This window comes from Saccharopolyspora erythraea NRRL 2338 (genome assembly GCF_000062885.1).
In the GTDB taxonomy this organism is placed as follows: domain Bacteria; phylum Actinomycetota; class Actinomycetes; order Mycobacteriales; family Pseudonocardiaceae; genus Saccharopolyspora_D; species Saccharopolyspora_D erythraea.
This window is the reverse complement of record NC_009142.1, coordinates 1,789,936-1,805,083: the sequence shown is the minus strand read 5'-3', so window position 1 is coordinate 1,805,083 and position 15,148 is coordinate 1,789,936. Positions and strand designations below refer to the sequence as shown.

The following is a 15,148-nucleotide window of genomic DNA, read 5'->3' as shown; positions in this document are numbered from 1 at the left end:
GGGCGGTGCGAGACGATCAGCGCATGCGCGTGGTTATCGCCGGCTCGTCCGGGTTGATCGGCACCAGCCTGGTCCCCGCACTCCGGCAGGCTAGGCACGAGGTGGTGCGGCTGGTGCGCCGCAGACCGGAGGCGCCCGACGAACGCGGCTGGGACCCGCCCGCGGGCCGGCTCGACGAGGACGCGCTGGAGGGCGCCGACGCGGTGGTCAACCTCTGCGGCGCGGGCATCGGGGACCGCCGGTGGACCCCGGAGCGCAAGCGCGTGCTGCTGGACTCCCGGCTGCGTCCGACCTCCGTGCTGGCCGAGGCGGTCGCGCAGCGCGGGGTCGCGACGCTGGTCAACGCCTCGGCGGTCGGCTTCTACGGCAACACCGGGCAGCGCCCGGTCACCGAGTCCGAGCCACCCGGTGACGGGTTCCTCGCCGACCTGGTGCGCCAGTGGGAGGCCGCGACCGCGCCCGCCTCCGACGCGGGCGCGCGCGTGGTGCTGGCCCGCAGCGGCCCGGTGCTCTCCCCCGCGGGCGGGCTGCTCGGCAGGCTCCGGCCGCTGTTCTCGTTCCTGCTCGGGGGGCGTTTCGGCGACGGCGAGCAGTACCTGCCGTGGATCTCGCTGGACGACGAGGTCGCGGCACTGCGCTTCGTCCTGGAACAGCCGCAGATCTCCGGTCCGGTGAACCTGACCGGGCCCACCCCGGTGCGCAACGCCGAGTTCGCGCGGGCGCTGGGCGAGGCGGTCGGGCGTCCGGCGCCGTGGGTGGTGCCGGGGTTCGTGCTGCGTGCGGCCGTCGGTGAGCTGGCCGACGACGTGCTGGGCGGGCAACGGGCGGTGCCCTCGGTGCTGGAGGGACACGGCTTCCGGTTCCAGCACCCCACGGTCCGGGCGGCCCTGGCGGCGGCTGTGCCCTCGGCTGCGGGCCGGGCGTAGCCTGGCCCGGTGACTCGTGCCGAGATTTCGTGTCGCGCCTCGTCAGACCCCGTCGAGGTGCGCGAGTTGGGAACCATCGACTACCTGTCCGCGTGGGACCTCCAGCGCGAGCTGGCCAACGGCCGCGCCGAGGGCGCGAACCCGGACACCCTGCTGATGCTGGAGCACCCGTCGGTGTACACGGCGGGCAAGCGCACCGCGCCGGAGGACCGGCCGCAGGACGGGACACCGGTCATCGACGTCGACCGCGGCGGCAAGATCACCTGGCACGGGCCGGGCCAGATCGTCGGCTACCCGATCCTGCAGCTGTGCGACCCGATCGACGTCGTCGACTACGTCCGTCGCCTCGAGGAGGCGATGATCGGAGTCTGCGAGCAGCTCGGCGTCCGCACCGGCCGGGTCGAGGGCCGCAGCGGCGTGTGGCTGCCCGCGGGCGACGGCCGCCCGGAGCGCAAGATCGCCGCGATCGGCATCCGGGTGCAGAAGGGCATCACGATGCACGGCCTGGAGCTGAACTGCAATCCCGACATGAAGCACTGGGATCGGATCATCCCCTGCGGCATCCGGGACGCCGGGACCACGTCGCTGTCGCTGGAGCTCGGCAGGGAGGTCACCGTCGCCGAGGTGCTGCCGCTGCTCACCAAGGCCGTGCTCGACGCCGTCGACGGCGTGCTGCCGGTGACCGACCGCAACATCGAGCGCGAGCAGCCCGCCGTGGCGGGCGCGACCCTGGCGCTGGACCCCTCGCTGCGCTGACCCGCCTGCACAACCGAACTCCACTCCTCTAGTATTCCGGAATTACGGACTACTAGAGGAGTGGAACATGCCCGCACCCCGGCGCACCCTGTCCCGCCGCAGCGTGCTCACCGCCGCCGCGGCCGCCGTCCCCGCGCTCGCGCTCGCACCGCACGCCCTCGGCCAGCCGGCGGCACCGCCCGACCTCTCCACCCCCGACGGGTGGCTGAGCTGGATCTCCACCCACCGCGACGGGTTCGCGATCGTCCTCGACGACGGTCTCGGCGCCCGGCTCTCGCACCGGCCGCGGCAGGCGCGGCCGCTGGCTTCGGCGGTCAAGGTCATCCACCTCGCCGCCTACGCCACCGCCGTCGCGGAGGGTCGGCTGGACCCGGACGAGCAGATCCGCGTCGGCGACTGGGAACGCTTCTACGTCCCGACCGACGGCGGCGGTCACATCGCGTCCCTGGGCGAGCTGGGCATCCCCACCGACCCCACCGGGCTCTACGCCGCCGACCCGAACCGGCTGGTCACGCTCGAGCAGATGATGACCTGCATGATCAAGTTCAGCGACAGCGCGGCACCGGACTTCCTGCGCGTGCGCCTCGGCGAGGGCGCGCTGCGCCGGGCGGCCCGCGACGGCGGCTGGCCCGACCCGGACCTGCGCTCGCTGTGCGCGGAGTACCTGTTCCTCCTGCTGCCGGAGCACGCTCCTCCGCAGGGCGCGCCCGTCCCGGCGCGGCGGCGCATCGGCTACCGGCTCGAACGCCGCTTCAGCTCCGACGCCGCCTTCCGGCAGATGGTCAAGGACCGGATCCTGCACAACCCGCTTCCCCCGGAGGACGTCCAGAACGCCTGGGCCGCGGCGACCGCGGGCGGCGCGGCGTCGTCGCTGTTCGGCATCCACCGCTCGATCGCGACCGGCGCGTTCCCGAACCGGCGCGCCGCCGGCATCGCGCAGCGGATCCTCGAACTGCCGCTGAAGGACCACCTGCCGCCGGGCCTGGCCGGCATCGGCATGAAGGGCGGCAGCCTCCCCGGCAGCCTGACCTGCGGCCTGTCGGTGCGGCGCGCCGACGGAACCGTAGGGGCCGGAGCGCTGCTCGCGCACGGCGACATCAGCCTGGAGCAGATCACCAAGGGCGACCCGGGCGTGGTGCTGCTGCTGGCGCTGACCGATCCGGCTTGGCGGGACCGCCTCGCACGGGCCCTGCGCGGCTGAGGCAAGCTCGGGGCGTGAGCACGCCATCGGACGACGACCTGCACACCCGCGTCCTCGACCTCGAACGCCGCGTCGCGGCGCTCGAGGGGGTCGAACGGGCGAACGCGGTGGAGCCCAGCGGGGGCTCGGTGGAGTACCGGGGCCGGCTCGCCGAGCCGGTCGAGCTGGAGTGGACGATCCACGTCGACCCGGCCCGGGTGATGCAGCTCGACGACGGCCCCCGCGCCGACGTCCTCGCCGCCCTCGGCCATCCGGCGCGGGCGGCGGTGGTGCGGCTGCTGGCCGGCGAGGGACCGCAGAACGCGGCGGCGCTGCAGGCCGCCGCCGGGCTGGGCTCCACCGGGCAGCTCTACCACCACCTCAAGAGCCTCACCTCGTGCGGACTGGTCGAGCAGGACAAGCGCGGTTCGTACCGCCTGCGCGCGCAGGCGACCATCCCCGCGCTCGTCCTGCTCACCGCGGCCTCCGACGTGGCGGGCCAGCTGCGGCCCTGAGGGCAGCGGCGGCGTCAGCCGCTCGCGGTGCGGGACCCGGCCCGCGCCGCTACGCGAACCGCTGCCGCAACATCGCCTAGAGCTGCGGGGCGACGGCCGAGGCGACCAGCTCCAGGTGGTCGAGGTCCGAGAGGTCGAGGACCTGGAGGTAGAGCCGGGTGATGCCGGTGCGCTCGCGCCAGGTCCCGATCTTGTCCACGATCTCGTCCGGCGTGCCGGCGAGCCCGTTGGCGCGCAGTTCGGGCACCTCGCGGCCGATGGCCTCGGCGCGCCGGGCGATCTCGGCCTCGTCCTTGCCCACGCACAGCACCAGCGCCGCGGACCGCACGATCTCGCCGGGGTCCCGGCCGATCGCGGAGCAGGCCGCCGAGACTCGCTCGTACTGCGTGACCGCGGTGTCGAGGTCGACGAAGGGCAGGTTGAACTCGTCGGCGAACCGCGCGGCCAGCTCCGGGGTCCGCTTCTTGCCGGTGCCGCCGATCAGCACCGGCGGACGCGGGCTCTGCACCGGCTTGGGCAGCGCGGGCGAGTCGGCGAGGGTGTAGTAGCTGCCCTCGAAACCGAAGGTCTCCCCAGGCGGGGTCGCCCACAGCCCGGTGATGATCTGCAGCTGCTCGGCGTAGCGGTCGAAGCGCTCCTTCAGCGAGGGGAACGGGATGCCGTAGGCGGTGTGCTCGTCGCCGTACCAGCCGCTGCCCAGACCCAGCTCGACGCGGCCGCCCGACATCTGGTCGACCTGGGCCACCGAGATGGCCAGCGGTCCGGGCAGCCGGAAGGTGCCCGCGGTCATCAGCGTGCCCAGCCGCAGCCGCGAGGTCTCGCGGGCCAGGCCCGCCAGCGTCACCCACGCGTCGGTCGGGCCGGGCTCGCCGGTCACCGACCCCATCTTGAGGTAGTGGTCGGAGCGGAAGAACGCGTCGTAGCCCGCCGCTTCGGCGGTCCGCGCCACCCGCAGCAGATCGTCGTAGGTCGCCCCCTGCTGGGGCTCGGTGAAGACTCTGAGCTTGAATTCCTCGGTCACGTCGCCCGAGGCTATCCCGCCGCCGCGGTGCCGGAGGTGCGCAGGCCCGCCATGACCCGCTCCATGCACCGGCCGACCTCCTCGCTGGTGGTCCTGGGTTCCGGCGAGCCGGCGATGGTGGTCGCGCCCGCCGACATCGCGCCGTAGACCACCCGCGTCAGCGCCTCCAGCGGCAGCGGCTCGATCTCGCCCTGCTCGATGAGCTGCCCGACGACGAGGCGGACCATGCCGTAGGTGCTGCGCTCCTCGGCCTCCCGCCAGCACTCCCACCCCATGACCGCCGGGCCCTGCTGCACGACGATCCGCTGGTAGGAGGGCTCCAGGCAGACCTCCAGGAACCCGCTCAGCCCGGCGAGCATCCGCGTCCAGGGGTCCCCGGCGTCGGCGATCATCGACGAGATGCGCTCGGTGACCCGGCGCTCCACCTCCTCGAAAGCGGCCTCGAACAGCGCCTGCTTGCCGCCGAAGTGGTGGTAGAGCGCTCCCTTGGTGACGCGCGCCGCCCTGGCGATCTCGTCCAGGGAGGTACCGGCGTAGCCGCGCTCGGTGAACAGCTCGACGGCCGAATCCACCAGTGCCCGGCGGGTGGTCTCGGAGTACTCCACCCGCCGCGATCGAGCTGTATCCATACTCACAACCATAAGACATACCGACGGTACGTCCGCGTGGTAGCTTCGAAGGCACATACTCCCGGTATGTCGCACACCAGAGGTACGCCACGAGGCCACCCGGAGGACGCACCATGAGTTGGCACGACTTCTACCGGCGGCAGAGCGCGATCCAGGCGGTTCTCGACCACGCCACCGCCCACCCCTCCGACGAGCTCGCCCTCGAGGCCGTGCCGCAGGCGAGCGAGGTGTTCGCCACCACCGGGGAACTGCTCCGCGCGCTGCACTACAAGTGGACGCAGTTGCTCACCGGCCGGATCGGGATCGCGCTGGCCGACGCCGACGCGGACCCGCGCGTGGACCGGGTCCAGGCTGTGACCACCGCCTGGCGCCGCACCGCGGCCGGGAACCCGGACCTGCGCGCGGTGCTGGACCGCCACGCCGGCGCCCCGGCGCTGCGCCCGGCCCTGGAGCGCGAACAGCGGATGCTGGCCCTGGCCTCCGGTCTCGCCGAGCACTCCGAGCCAGACGAGGAGATCTCCCGCGTCGGCGCCGCGTTCCTGAGCCTGATGCGCGGAACGCCGAAGCACACCGAGCGCAGCACCTGCGCGCTGCGGCTGCGCAAGCTCATCCCGAGCAGCTGAGACGCCGACAGGCGTCAACGCGGGAGCTGCGCGCCGCCACCCGCATCCATCCGGTCGAGGCGCTGGCACCGTTCCGGCCGTCCGCCACCGCCTCGCTGGTCGCCGACATCGCCCCGCACGAGGTCAGCGGACCACCGACCGCATGGCCCGTACGAACGCCGACACCGCGGGATGCCGGTCGGCTCCCCGCCGGTAGCTGATCCGCGTCCTGCGGTGCATCGGCAGCTCGGTGAGCGCGACTCCCGGCGGCGGGTCCACCACCGCGAGCTGCGGGACGATCGCCACGCCCTGCTCCATCGCCACGAAACCGAGCACGGCGGCGAAGTCGTCGATGTGGTGGCGGATCCGGGGTGCGAACCCGGCGGACTGGCAGGCCCGCACCGCCATCCGGTGGCAGAGCATGCCGGGCGGGGCGGTGATCCACGGCGCGTCGCGCCAGCGGGCGATCGGGTCGTCGCCGTCGACGCCGCGCCATCCGCTCGGCGCCGCCAGGTGCAGGCACTCCTCCAGCAGCGGCTCGCCGTCCAGGCCCGGGGCGGGCTCGGGCGGCACGAAGTCGTAGTCGTGCACCAGTGCCACGTCGAGCTCGGAGCCGCGCAGAGCGCCCGCGACCTCGGCTGGGTCGATCTGGTCGACCATCGGCTCCAGGCGCGGGTGGTCGCGCGCCAGGACGGCCAGCCCCGCGGCCAGCGTCCGGGCCGCGGAGGGGAAGGTGCCGATCCGCAGCGGCCCGGCCAGCCCGTCGCGGGCCCCGGCCAGGTCGGCCGCCGCCCGTTCCAGCACCTCCAGCACGGCCTCGGTGTGCACCACCAGGTCGCGTCCGCTCTGGGTGAGCACGACCCGGCGCCCGGAGCGTTCGAGCAGCGCGACGCCCGCCTCCCGCTCCAGGATGGTGAGCTGCTGGGACACCGCCGACGGGGAGAAGGACAGCGCGTCGGCGACCGCGGCGATGGTGCCGCGGTGGGCGAGTTCGCGCAGCAGGCGCAGGCGCCGCACGTCGAGCATCGGCTCAGCCTAGTGACCCGAGCATCGGCTCAGCTTAATGATCTGTGCACGAATGCGAACTGGACCCGCACAGCGGCCGTGCGCGAATGTCATGGCATGGAGCTGGCAGGCATCTACGTACCCCTGGTCACGCCTTTCACCACCGGCGGAGACGTCGCCTACGACGCACTCGAGGCGCTCGCGCACTCGGTGCTGGACGCGGGGGCGGCCGGTGTGGTGGCGCTGGGCACGACGGGCGAGCCCGCGACGCTCGACGAGTCCGAACGCGCGCGCGTCGTGGCGGTCTGCGCCCGCGCGTGCCGGGAACGGGACGTCGCGCTGATCGTCGGCGCGGGCACCAACGACACGCGCCGCACCGCCGAGGCGCTTCGCGCGCTCGACGCCCACGCCGCGCTGGTCACGGTCCCCTACTTCACCCGCCCGTCCGAGGCGGGCGTGGTCGCCCACTTCAGGCACGTCGCGCAGTCCGGCGGCGTCCCGCTGATCGTTTACAACATCCCTTACCGGACGGCGCAGCCGCTGAGCGCGGCGTGCCTGCGCGAGCTGGCCGCGCTGCCGGGCGTCGTGGGGGTCAAGCAGTCCGCCGGATGCGTCGACCAGTGCACGGTCGACCTGCTCGCCGACACCCCGCCCGGCCTGGCGGTGCTGGCCGGCGACGACGCGTTCGCCCCCGCGCTGCTCGCGCTCGGCGCCCACGGCGGCATCCTCGCCTCCGCCCACCTGCACACCGCGGCCTTCGTCGAGCTGGACGCGGCATGGCGCCGCGGCGACGCCCATCGCGCCCGCGCGCTGGGCGACTCCCTCGCGCCGCTGGCCAAGGCGCTGTTCGCCGAACCGAACCCGACCGTGCTCAAGGGCGTCCTGCACGCGCAGGGACGCATCCCGACGCCCGACGTCCGGCTCCCGCTGCTCCCGGCGAGCGCGGCGGCCGTCACCGCAGCGGTGCGAGCTGCCGAAGCTGTTCCGGACGCCGTCGGTTGAGCCGCAGCCCCTCCGCCAGCTGCCGCCGCGCACGCACCGACGGCAGGAAGCCGTGGACCTGCTGCCGCGTCTCGACCGTGCCGCGGTGAACCACCTCGATCGGCCAGGCCAGCGCACGCACCAACCGCAGCAGCACGACGACGGGCAGGATCGCGGCCTGGACCACCAGCTCCAGCACCGCGCCGCCCAGGCACAGCACGAACAGCAGCACGAACGGGATGGCGATGATCGCCGAGACCGGGTCGTCGCCGAGTCCGCCGGGCAGCACGTCGAGCGAGTCGGCGATCGAGAGCCGTCGCCGCCACAGGAACCAGCGCCGCCGCGCGTGGGGGCTCAGCCGCCGCAGGACCAGTTCCCAGTCCCGCGCGCTGATCTCGACCGAAGCGAACTCCGCGCCTTCGGCCGCGACCAGCCGGGCGGCGCCGTCATCGCCCGGCGCGCCGCCGCGCCGCAGATGCGCCGCGAGCGCCCTGCGCAGGCTCCGCGCCGAGCGCGCGCCCGCTACCCGGAAGGTGCCGGCCCGGCATCCGTGGTTGCGCAGGTCGACCCACCACGACCCCAGCCCCAGGGCACGCCCCACCAGCACGAACGGCAACAGCGCCCACAGCACCAGCAGTTCGAGGAGGCAGGCGAGCAGCAGGGGCGGCAACAGCACGAACCACAACGTCCGGGCGAGCACCGACAGCGGCCCCTCGACCATCCTCGGCCACCGGTCGCCTGCGATGCCCAGCCGCGCCAGCCGCCGCCACGGCAGCCACCGCACCCGGACCGACCACGAATCCGACACGGCGGTGCAGTATGCGCCCGGACACACCCGAGATTTCGGTTAACCCCTTTCACTGATCACCCGGACCGGGTAAGGATGGCCCATGGCCAAGTGGACCGCCGCCGACATCCCGGACCAGTCCGGACGCATCGCGCTCATCACCGGCGCCAACTCGGGCCTGGGCCTGCACAGCGCCCGCGCCCTGGCCGCCAGGGGAGCGAAGGTGCTGCTCGCCTGCCGCAGCCCCGAGCGCGGCCGCGCCGCGCTCGCCCAGGTCGCCGCCGTCGCCGAGACCGAACCGGAGCTGGTCGAGCTCGACCTCGCCGACCTCGCCTCGGTCCGCAAGGCCGCCGCCGACGTCCGCGACCGCACCGGCGACGCCCTGGACGTGCTGATGAACAACGCGGGCGTCATGGCCACGCCCAGGCGCTCGACCCGCGACGGCTTCGAGCTGCAGATCGGCACCAACCACCTCGGGCACGCCGCACTCACCTGGCTGCTGATGCCCGCGCTGCGCGAGCGCGCGGGCGCCCGCGTCGTGACCGTCTCCAGCCTCGCCCACAGCTTCGGCACCGTCGACGTCGACGACCTCGACCACACCCGCCGCCGCTACTCCCCCATCCGCGCCTACGGCCAGGCCAAGCTCGCCAACCTGATGTTCGCCCTCGAACTGGACCGGCGGCTGCGCCACCACGGCATGGACGTCCTCAGCGTCGCCGCGCACCCGGGCATGAGCCGGACCGAGCTGCCCCAGAACTCCGCGCGGCTGCGTTCGGCGCCGGCGGTGGTCACCAAGGCCGTCGCGCTCGGCAGCTCGCTGATCACCCAGCCGGTTTCGCAGGGAATCCTGCCGCAGCTGCACGCCGCCGCCGCGCCGGACGTGCGCGGCGGCCAGTACTTCGGGCCGGACGGCTTCCGCGAGGTCCGGGGCCATCCCGCACCGGCGAAGATGACCCGCGCGGCCCGCGACGAGCACACCGCCCGGCGGCTGTGGAACGCCACCTCCGAGCTGACCGGCGTGGAACCCGACCCGAGCTGATCCGGTACAGGCGGTGACCGTTCTCACGCTTTCGGCGCGCTCCGCGCGGAGGCGTAGCCTGTCAGCGTGACTGCGGCGCCTGAGGGGCGGAAGCTGTTGCGTCTTGAGGTGCGCAACAGCCAGACGCCTATCGAGAAGAAGCCATCGTGGATCAAGACCCGCGCTCGGATGGGACCCGAGTACCAGGAGCTCAAGGGCCTGGTGAAGCGGGAGGGACTGCACACCGTCTGCGAGGAGGCGGGCTGTCCGAACATCTTCGAGTGCTGGGAGGACCGCGAGGCCACCTTCCTCATCGGAGGTGACCAGTGCACCCGCCGCTGCGACTTCTGCCAGATCGACACCGGCAAGCCCGCCGAGCTCGACGTGGAGGAGCCGCGCCGGGTCGCCGAGTCGGTGCAGGCGATGGGCCTGCGCTACTCCACGGTCACCGGTGTCGCGCGCGACGACCTCGAGGACGGCGGCGCCTGGCTGTACGCCGAGACGGTCCGCCAGATCCACCAGCTCAACCCCGGCACCGGCGTCGAGCTGCTCATCCCGGACTTCAACGCCGACCCCGGCCAGCTCGCCGAGGTCTTCGGCTCCCGGCCCGAGGTGCTGGCCCACAACGTCGAGACCGTGCCGCGGATCTTCAAGCGCATCCGCCCCGCGTTCCGCTACGAGCGGTCGCTGGAGGTCATCACCCGGGCCCGCGAGGACGGCCTGGTGACCAAGTCCAACCTCATCCTGGGCATGGGCGAGACGCCCGAGGAGGTCACCGAGGCGCTGCGCGACCTGCGCGAGGCCGGCACCGACATCATCACCATCACCCAGTACCTGCGGCCCAGCCCGCGCCACCACCCCGTGGAGCGTTGGGTCAAGCCGGAGGAGTTCGTCGAGCACACCCGCACCGCCGAGGAGCTCGGCTTCCCCGGTGTGATGGCCGGGCCGCTCGTGCGCTCCAGCTACCGCGCCGGCCGCCTGTACGCCAAGGCCACCGAGCACCGCGGCATGCCGCTGCCGGACAACCTCGCGCACCTGGCCAAGGCCGGCACCGCCGCGCAGGAAGCCAGCAGCCTGCTGTCCCGCTGACCAGCGACGGGGCCGTGACCGCGACCGTCACGGCCTCGGTCCGGGACCGCTGCGGCGACCGTAGCTGCACCGCCCGCGGGCGCCGCCGTATCCTGAGAACCATGGCCAAGCAGGACAAGGCCGCCGGGAAAGAGGCGGCCAAGCAACGACGCAAGGCATCCCGGGGCCGCGTCAAGCAGATCTTCGAGGCGTTCAAGATGCAGCGCCGGGAGGACAAGCTCCTCCTGCCGCTGATGATCGGCGCGTTCCTCGGCGTATCCGTCGTGGTGTTCCTGCTCGGCCTGATCTGGGGCCTGCAGTGGGTGTTCCTGCCCGTGGGCCTGGCCCTGGGCCTGCTCGCCGCGACGATCGTCTTCGGCCGCCGGGTGCAGTCCAACGTCTACCGCAAGGCCGAGGGCCAGCCCGGTGCCGCCGGGTGGGCGCTGGAGAACCTGCGCGGCAAGTGGAACCTGTCGCAGGCCGTCGCCGGCACCACGCAGCTCGACGCCGTGCACCGCGTCATCGGCAAGCCCGGCATCGTGCTGGTCGGCGAGGGCGCGCCGAGCCGGCTCAAGCCGCTCATCCAGCAGGAGAAGAAGCGCATCGCCCGGCTGGTCGGCGACACCCCGATCTACGAGGTCCTGGTGGGCACCGAGGAGGGCCAGGTGCCGCTGCGCAAGCTCCAGACGCACATGATGAAGCTGCCGCGCAACATCAACGCCGGCCAGATCGACGCCCTGGAGAACCGGCTCGCGGCGCTGGCCAGCCGCGGCAACGCGATGCCCAAGGGCCCCATGCCGCAGGGCGCGAAGATGCGCAACGTCCAGCGGGCGATGCGCCGCTCGTCGAAGTAGCGACCCGACCGCCGAAGGCGCCCCGCCGGATCCGGCGGGGCGCCTTCGTGTTGCCGGGGTCAGCGGTTGAGGACGACGGTGCCGGTGAGGCGGTCGTGCCAGGCGCGGCCGTCGAAGTTCCAGATGGCCGCCGGGATGAGCAGGAACGTCAGCGCGGCCCGGACCACCGCGCGCCACGGGCCGACCATCGCGCCGCCGTCCAGGCGCGCGACCCAGATGCGCAGCAGGACCATGCCGGGGGTCGCGCCGAAGAGGGTCACCGGTAGGACCGTGATGACGAACCAGGCGAGCACGCTCCAGTTGCCCGGCGGCGCCGGGGCCGTGAAAGCCCAGGACACCAGCGACGCGAGCGCGATGTCGACCAGGAAGGCCGCGAGCCGCCTGCCGGGCCCGGCCACCGACCCGGATCCGCTCCGCGGAATTCCCAGCCGCTCACCGCGCCACCGGGGTCGGTCGTCGTTATCGTTGTTGCCGGAGGCCTGTGCGCCGTCCAACCACGAACCGGTCAATCTACCCACGTCATCCAGGGTACGGCCTGACGCGGTTGGCGCCGGTGGCCCCGACCCGGGTACCGGCTCCACCCGTTCGGGCGCTCGTTAACGCCCGCGAAACACAAGGGTGACGACCGGGCAACACCGCTGACATACCGTCGCAGTCGAGCCGGCGGGCAGCTCCTCGTCGGTGAGCTGTACGAGTGCGTGAAGGAGCCACCGAGGGTGTTCAAGAATCCAGACGAGGTCCTGCGCTTCATCTCCGAAGAGGACGTGAAGTTCGTCGATGTCCGGTTCTGCGACCTGCCGGGCGTCATGCAGCACTTCACGGTGCCCGCCGCGTCTTTCGACCAGGACGCCTTCACCGAGGGGCTCGCTTTCGACGGCTCGTCGGTCCGGGGGTTCCAGTCGATCCACGAGTCGGACATGCTGCTGCTGCCCGACCCCTACACCGCCAGGATCGACCCGTTCCGCGCCGAGAAGACGCTGATCCTCAACTTCTTCGTGCACGACCCGTTCACGTTGGAGCCCTACAGCCGGGACCCGCGCAACATCGCCCGCAAGGCCGAGCAGTACCTGGCCGAGTCCGGCATCGCCGACACCGCCTTCTTCGGCGCCGAGGCCGAGTTCTACATCTTCGACTCGGTCCGGTTCGGTGAGGCCGCCAACAAGTCCTTCGCCGAGGTCGACTCGATCGAGGGCTGGTGGAACACCGGCCGCGACGAGGAGGGCGGCAACCGGGGCTACAAGACCCGGATGAAGGGCGGCTACTTCCCGGTCTCGCCCTACGACCACTTCGCGGACCTGCGCGACCAGATGGTCCAGCAGCTGATCGCCTCCGGCTTCACCGTCGAGCGCGCCCACCACGAGGTCGGCACCGGCGGCCAGGCCGAGATCAACTACAAGTTCAACACGATGCTGCACGCGGCTGACGACCTCCAGCTGTTCAAGTACATCATCAAGAACACCGCGTGGCAGAACGGCAAGACCGCGACGTTCATGCCGAAGCCGCTGCTGGGCGACAACGGTTCGGGCATGCACGCCCACCAGTCGCTGTGGCAGGACGGCAACCCGCTGTTCCACGACGAGTCCGGCTACGCGGGCCTCTCGGACACCGCGCGCTACTACATCGGCGGCATCCTGCACCACGCCCCGAGCCTGCTGGCCTTCACCAACCCGACGGTGAACTCCTACCACCGCCTGGTGCCGGGCTTCGAGGCCCCGGTGAACCTGGTCTACTCGCAGCGCAACCGCTCCGCGTGCATGCGGATCCCGATCACCGGCTCGAACCCGAAGGCCAAGCGCGTCGAGTTCCGCTGCCCGGACCCGTCGGGCAACCCGTACCTGGCGTTCGCCGCGATGCTGATGGCCGGTCTGGACGGCATCAAGAACAAGATGGAGCCGGCCGAGCCGATCGACAAGGACCTCTACGAGCTGCCGCCCGAGGAGGCCAAGAACGTCCCGCAGGTGCCGGACAGCCTGGCCAAGGTCATCGACCGGCTGGAGACCGACCACGACTACCTGCTCGAGGGTGGCGTGTTCACCGAGGACCTGATCGAGACCTGGATCAACCTCAAGCGGGAGAACGAGATCGACCCGATCCGCCTGCGTCCGCACCCGCACGAGTTCGCGCTGTACTTCGACGTGTGATCGACTGACGCGCACGGCAGGGCCGGTGGCACCTCTGGTGCCACCGGCCCTCGTCTTTTCCCGCCCCGCAGGCGAATCCAGGGCGTCCACAATGGACTGATCGGGTCCCGACAGCGGGACACCCACCGGGCCCACTCCCCGCCAGGCAGAGGCTCCGGAGCGCGCTACAAGGCCTCTGCGAGCCTTCCAGACGGCACTACAAGCCGTTCCAGGGCGCCAGCGACAGCCCCGACGTCCCCGGCCGGAACCGGAACAGCGCGCCCGCGTAGGGGTCGGCGACCAGCGCGCGCTCGTCGTAGCCGAAACACGCGGAGGTCACGTACATCTCGTCCAGGCGCGGACCGCCGAAGGCGATGCTGGTGATCCTCCTGGTGGGTGCCCACAGCACCGTCTCGAGGTCCCCGCTGGGCGCGTATCGGTGGATGCGGCCCGACCAGTGCATCGCCACCCACACCCCGCCCTCGGCGTCCACGGCGATGCCGTCGGGCCTGCCCTCGCTGTCCGAGCAGACGACCCACCGCCGCCCGTTCCTGGCGCGCCCGCGTTCGGGGTCGTAGTCGTAGACCCAGATCGTCCTCGGCGCGGTGTCGACCAGGTACATCCGCGAGCCGTCCGGGCTCCACGCCACGCCGTTGGCCGCCGTCAGCCCGTCCACGATCGGCCGGGCCCGGCCGCCGTCGAGCAGGTACAGCGCACTGCGCTGCGGGTCGTGGGCGTGGGTGAACGTGCCGGCCACGAACCGGCCCGCGGGATCGCACGCCCCGTCGTTCATCCGGTCGCCGCTGTGCACGGCCGTGACCGGGTCCAGCGCCGCCCGCCCCGGATAGAGCCGGGCGAACCCGCGGTCGGCGGCCGCGATGAGCTGGCCGCTGCGGGTCGCGGCGAGCGCGGTCACCACCCCGGGCAGGACCCGCACCTCGTCGATGCCGGATTCCCGGTGGTAGGTGTGCAATTCCCGCCGCAGGATGTCCACCCAGTAAACACAATTGAGGGTCGGCATCCACAACGGACCTTCCCCGCAGAGCGCCTGGCGGTGGACGAGCAGTTCGAAGTTCTCCGACACCGTGCACTCCCGTTCGGATCGCGCATTGGTCAAGCACGGATGAGCCCTTCAGGGCAGGCTACCCGCGCAGCAGCCACGCCGTGAGCGGCCGAACGGGCCACGAATCACGGGGATCGGGTTTTCGTGCGATCCACCGAATCCGTTGGGAAGCGGTGGAATTCAGCTTTCAGCTGATCCCCTTGCCGTCGAATTCTCCTGCGACGCCCGCGATGTCGGACTCATCGACCGCCGGTCGTCCGCGACGCGGTCGGCCGTACGGCCCATCGCCGCCGCTGCCGCGCTGATCAAAGCTCCGGCATGTCCGGCTGCGCCGATCAGTCGAACGCCCGGCACACGTGGAAACCACTGCGCCGGTCAGCCCAGTACCGCGTTGCCAACCAGCGAATTCGCCCACCGCCTCGCACTGCTCCGAACGAGGCGGCAGCCCGAGCCATGGCGGGCGCTCCGGCGCGGCTTTCCGGCAATAGCGCCGGAATCGTCCTCCCGTGCCGGATGCGAAACCGCGGGCGGCGATGACACGCCGACCTCGATCGGACCAGCCGGTTCGCGATTCGATTCCGGAACGCACACGGATCGACTCTGCCATTCGCGTGATACCAACG

16 protein-coding genes are annotated in these 15,148 nt (G+C 72.3%); 10 read left to right on the top strand and 6 right to left on the bottom strand.

Annotation, left to right across the window (positions count from 1 at the left end; all coding sequences use genetic code 11):
- Positions 1-23 precede the first annotated feature (23 nt).
- The 4 genes from SACE_RS08055 (at position 24) to SACE_RS08040 (ending at position 3,377) form a co-directional block, all read left to right on the top strand.
- Positions 24-926 carry a TIGR01777 family oxidoreductase gene (locus tag SACE_RS08055; protein ID WP_009943921.1) on the top strand — a complete coding sequence of 301 codons (903 nt, stop codon included), beginning with the start codon at positions 24-26 and terminating at the stop codon, positions 924-926.
- Between the two features lie 9 nt (positions 927-935).
- Positions 936-1,682 (top strand): lipoyl(octanoyl) transferase LipB, encoded by a 747-nt coding sequence (lipB, locus tag SACE_RS08050; RefSeq protein ID WP_029621442.1) that lies wholly within the window; start codon positions 936-938, stop codon positions 1,680-1,682.
- Between the two features lie 67 nt (positions 1,683-1,749).
- Entirely contained in the window at positions 1,750-2,883 is a 1,134-nt protein-coding gene (locus tag SACE_RS08045) for a serine hydrolase (protein WP_009943924.1), read from the top strand.
- Between the two features lie 14 nt (positions 2,884-2,897).
- Positions 2,898-3,377: an ArsR/SmtB family transcription factor gene (locus tag SACE_RS08040; protein ID WP_009943926.1), complete on the top strand. Its 480-nt coding sequence runs from the start codon at positions 2,898-2,900 to the stop codon at positions 3,375-3,377.
- Positions 3,378-3,453: 76 nt separating this feature from the next.
- Here SACE_RS08040 and SACE_RS08035 read toward each other — a convergent pair whose 3' ends face one another.
- Together SACE_RS08035 and SACE_RS08030 are read right to left on the bottom strand one after the other, a co-directional pair.
- Positions 3,454-4,398 (bottom strand): LLM class F420-dependent oxidoreductase, encoded by a 945-nt coding sequence (locus SACE_RS08035; protein WP_009943927.1) that lies wholly within the window; start codon positions 4,396-4,398, stop codon positions 3,454-3,456.
- 11 nt (positions 4,399-4,409) lie between these two features.
- On the bottom strand, positions 4,410-5,027 hold the full coding sequence (locus SACE_RS08030; protein WP_011873417.1) for a TetR/AcrR family transcriptional regulator: 618 nt from the start codon (positions 5,025-5,027) through the stop codon (positions 4,410-4,412).
- Positions 5,028-5,140: 113 nt separating this feature from the next.
- Here SACE_RS08030 and SACE_RS08025 point away from each other — a divergent pair, with 113 nt between their 5' ends.
- Positions 5,141-5,650: a hypothetical protein gene (locus SACE_RS08025; protein ID WP_009943930.1), complete on the top strand. Its 510-nt coding sequence runs from the start codon at positions 5,141-5,143 to the stop codon at positions 5,648-5,650.
- Between the two features lie 123 nt (positions 5,651-5,773).
- On the opposite strand, the gene SACE_RS08020 is transcribed toward SACE_RS08025, so the two are convergent.
- Positions 5,774-6,655 (bottom strand): LysR family transcriptional regulator, encoded by an 882-nt coding sequence (locus SACE_RS08020; RefSeq protein WP_009943931.1) that lies wholly within the window; start codon positions 6,653-6,655, stop codon positions 5,774-5,776.
- 96 nt (positions 6,656-6,751) lie between these two features.
- Here SACE_RS08020 and SACE_RS08015 point away from each other — a divergent pair, with 96 nt between their 5' ends.
- Positions 6,752-7,636: a 4-hydroxy-tetrahydrodipicolinate synthase family protein gene (locus tag SACE_RS08015; protein ID WP_009943932.1), complete on the top strand. Its 885-nt coding sequence runs from the start codon at positions 6,752-6,754 to the stop codon at positions 7,634-7,636.
- Here the strand turns inward: SACE_RS08015 and SACE_RS08010 are convergent.
- Positions 7,587-8,423: a hypothetical protein gene (locus SACE_RS08010; protein WP_011873416.1), complete on the bottom strand. Its 837-nt coding sequence runs from the start codon at positions 8,421-8,423 to the stop codon at positions 7,587-7,589. The two genes, SACE_RS08015 and SACE_RS08010, sit on opposite strands and share 50 nt — an antisense overlap.
- Positions 8,424-8,505: 82 nt before the next feature.
- Between SACE_RS08010 and SACE_RS08005 the strand changes: the two genes are divergently transcribed.
- The 3 genes from SACE_RS08005 to SACE_RS07995 all read left to right on the top strand — a co-directional run bounded on the left by SACE_RS08005 (position 8,506) and on the right by SACE_RS07995 (position 11,342).
- A complete protein-coding gene (locus tag SACE_RS08005) occupies positions 8,506-9,441 on the top strand; it encodes an oxidoreductase (RefSeq protein ID WP_009943934.1) in 936 nt (311 codons plus the stop codon).
- A gap of 66 nt (positions 9,442-9,507) precedes the next feature.
- Complete coding sequence (gene lipA, locus SACE_RS08000; protein ID WP_009943936.1) at positions 9,508-10,509, top strand: lipoyl synthase; 1,002 nt, start codon at positions 9,508-9,510, stop codon at positions 10,507-10,509.
- 101 nt (positions 10,510-10,610) lie between these two features.
- Positions 10,611-11,342 carry a DUF4191 domain-containing protein gene (locus tag SACE_RS07995; protein ID WP_009943937.1) on the top strand — a complete coding sequence of 244 codons (732 nt, stop codon included), beginning with the start codon at positions 10,611-10,613 and terminating at the stop codon, positions 11,340-11,342.
- A gap of 59 nt (positions 11,343-11,401) precedes the next feature.
- On the opposite strand, the gene SACE_RS07990 is transcribed toward SACE_RS07995, so the two are convergent.
- Entirely contained in the window at positions 11,402-11,860 is a 459-nt protein-coding gene (locus tag SACE_RS07990) for an RDD family protein (RefSeq protein WP_029621443.1), read from the bottom strand.
- A gap of 198 nt (positions 11,861-12,058) precedes the next feature.
- On the opposite strand from SACE_RS07990, the gene glnA reads away from it, so the two are divergent.
- The gene (glnA, locus tag SACE_RS07985) at positions 12,059-13,483 is read left to right on the top strand and encodes a type I glutamate--ammonia ligase (RefSeq protein ID WP_009943939.1); all 1,425 of its coding nucleotides are present in this window, start codon (positions 12,059-12,061) and stop codon (positions 13,481-13,483) included.
- A gap of 196 nt (positions 13,484-13,679) precedes the next feature.
- Here glnA and SACE_RS07980 read toward each other — a convergent pair whose 3' ends face one another.
- Positions 13,680-14,546 (bottom strand): SMP-30/gluconolactonase/LRE family protein, encoded by an 867-nt coding sequence (locus SACE_RS07980; RefSeq protein ID WP_009943940.1) that lies wholly within the window; start codon positions 14,544-14,546, stop codon positions 13,680-13,682.
- Positions 14,547-15,148 lie beyond the last annotated feature (602 nt).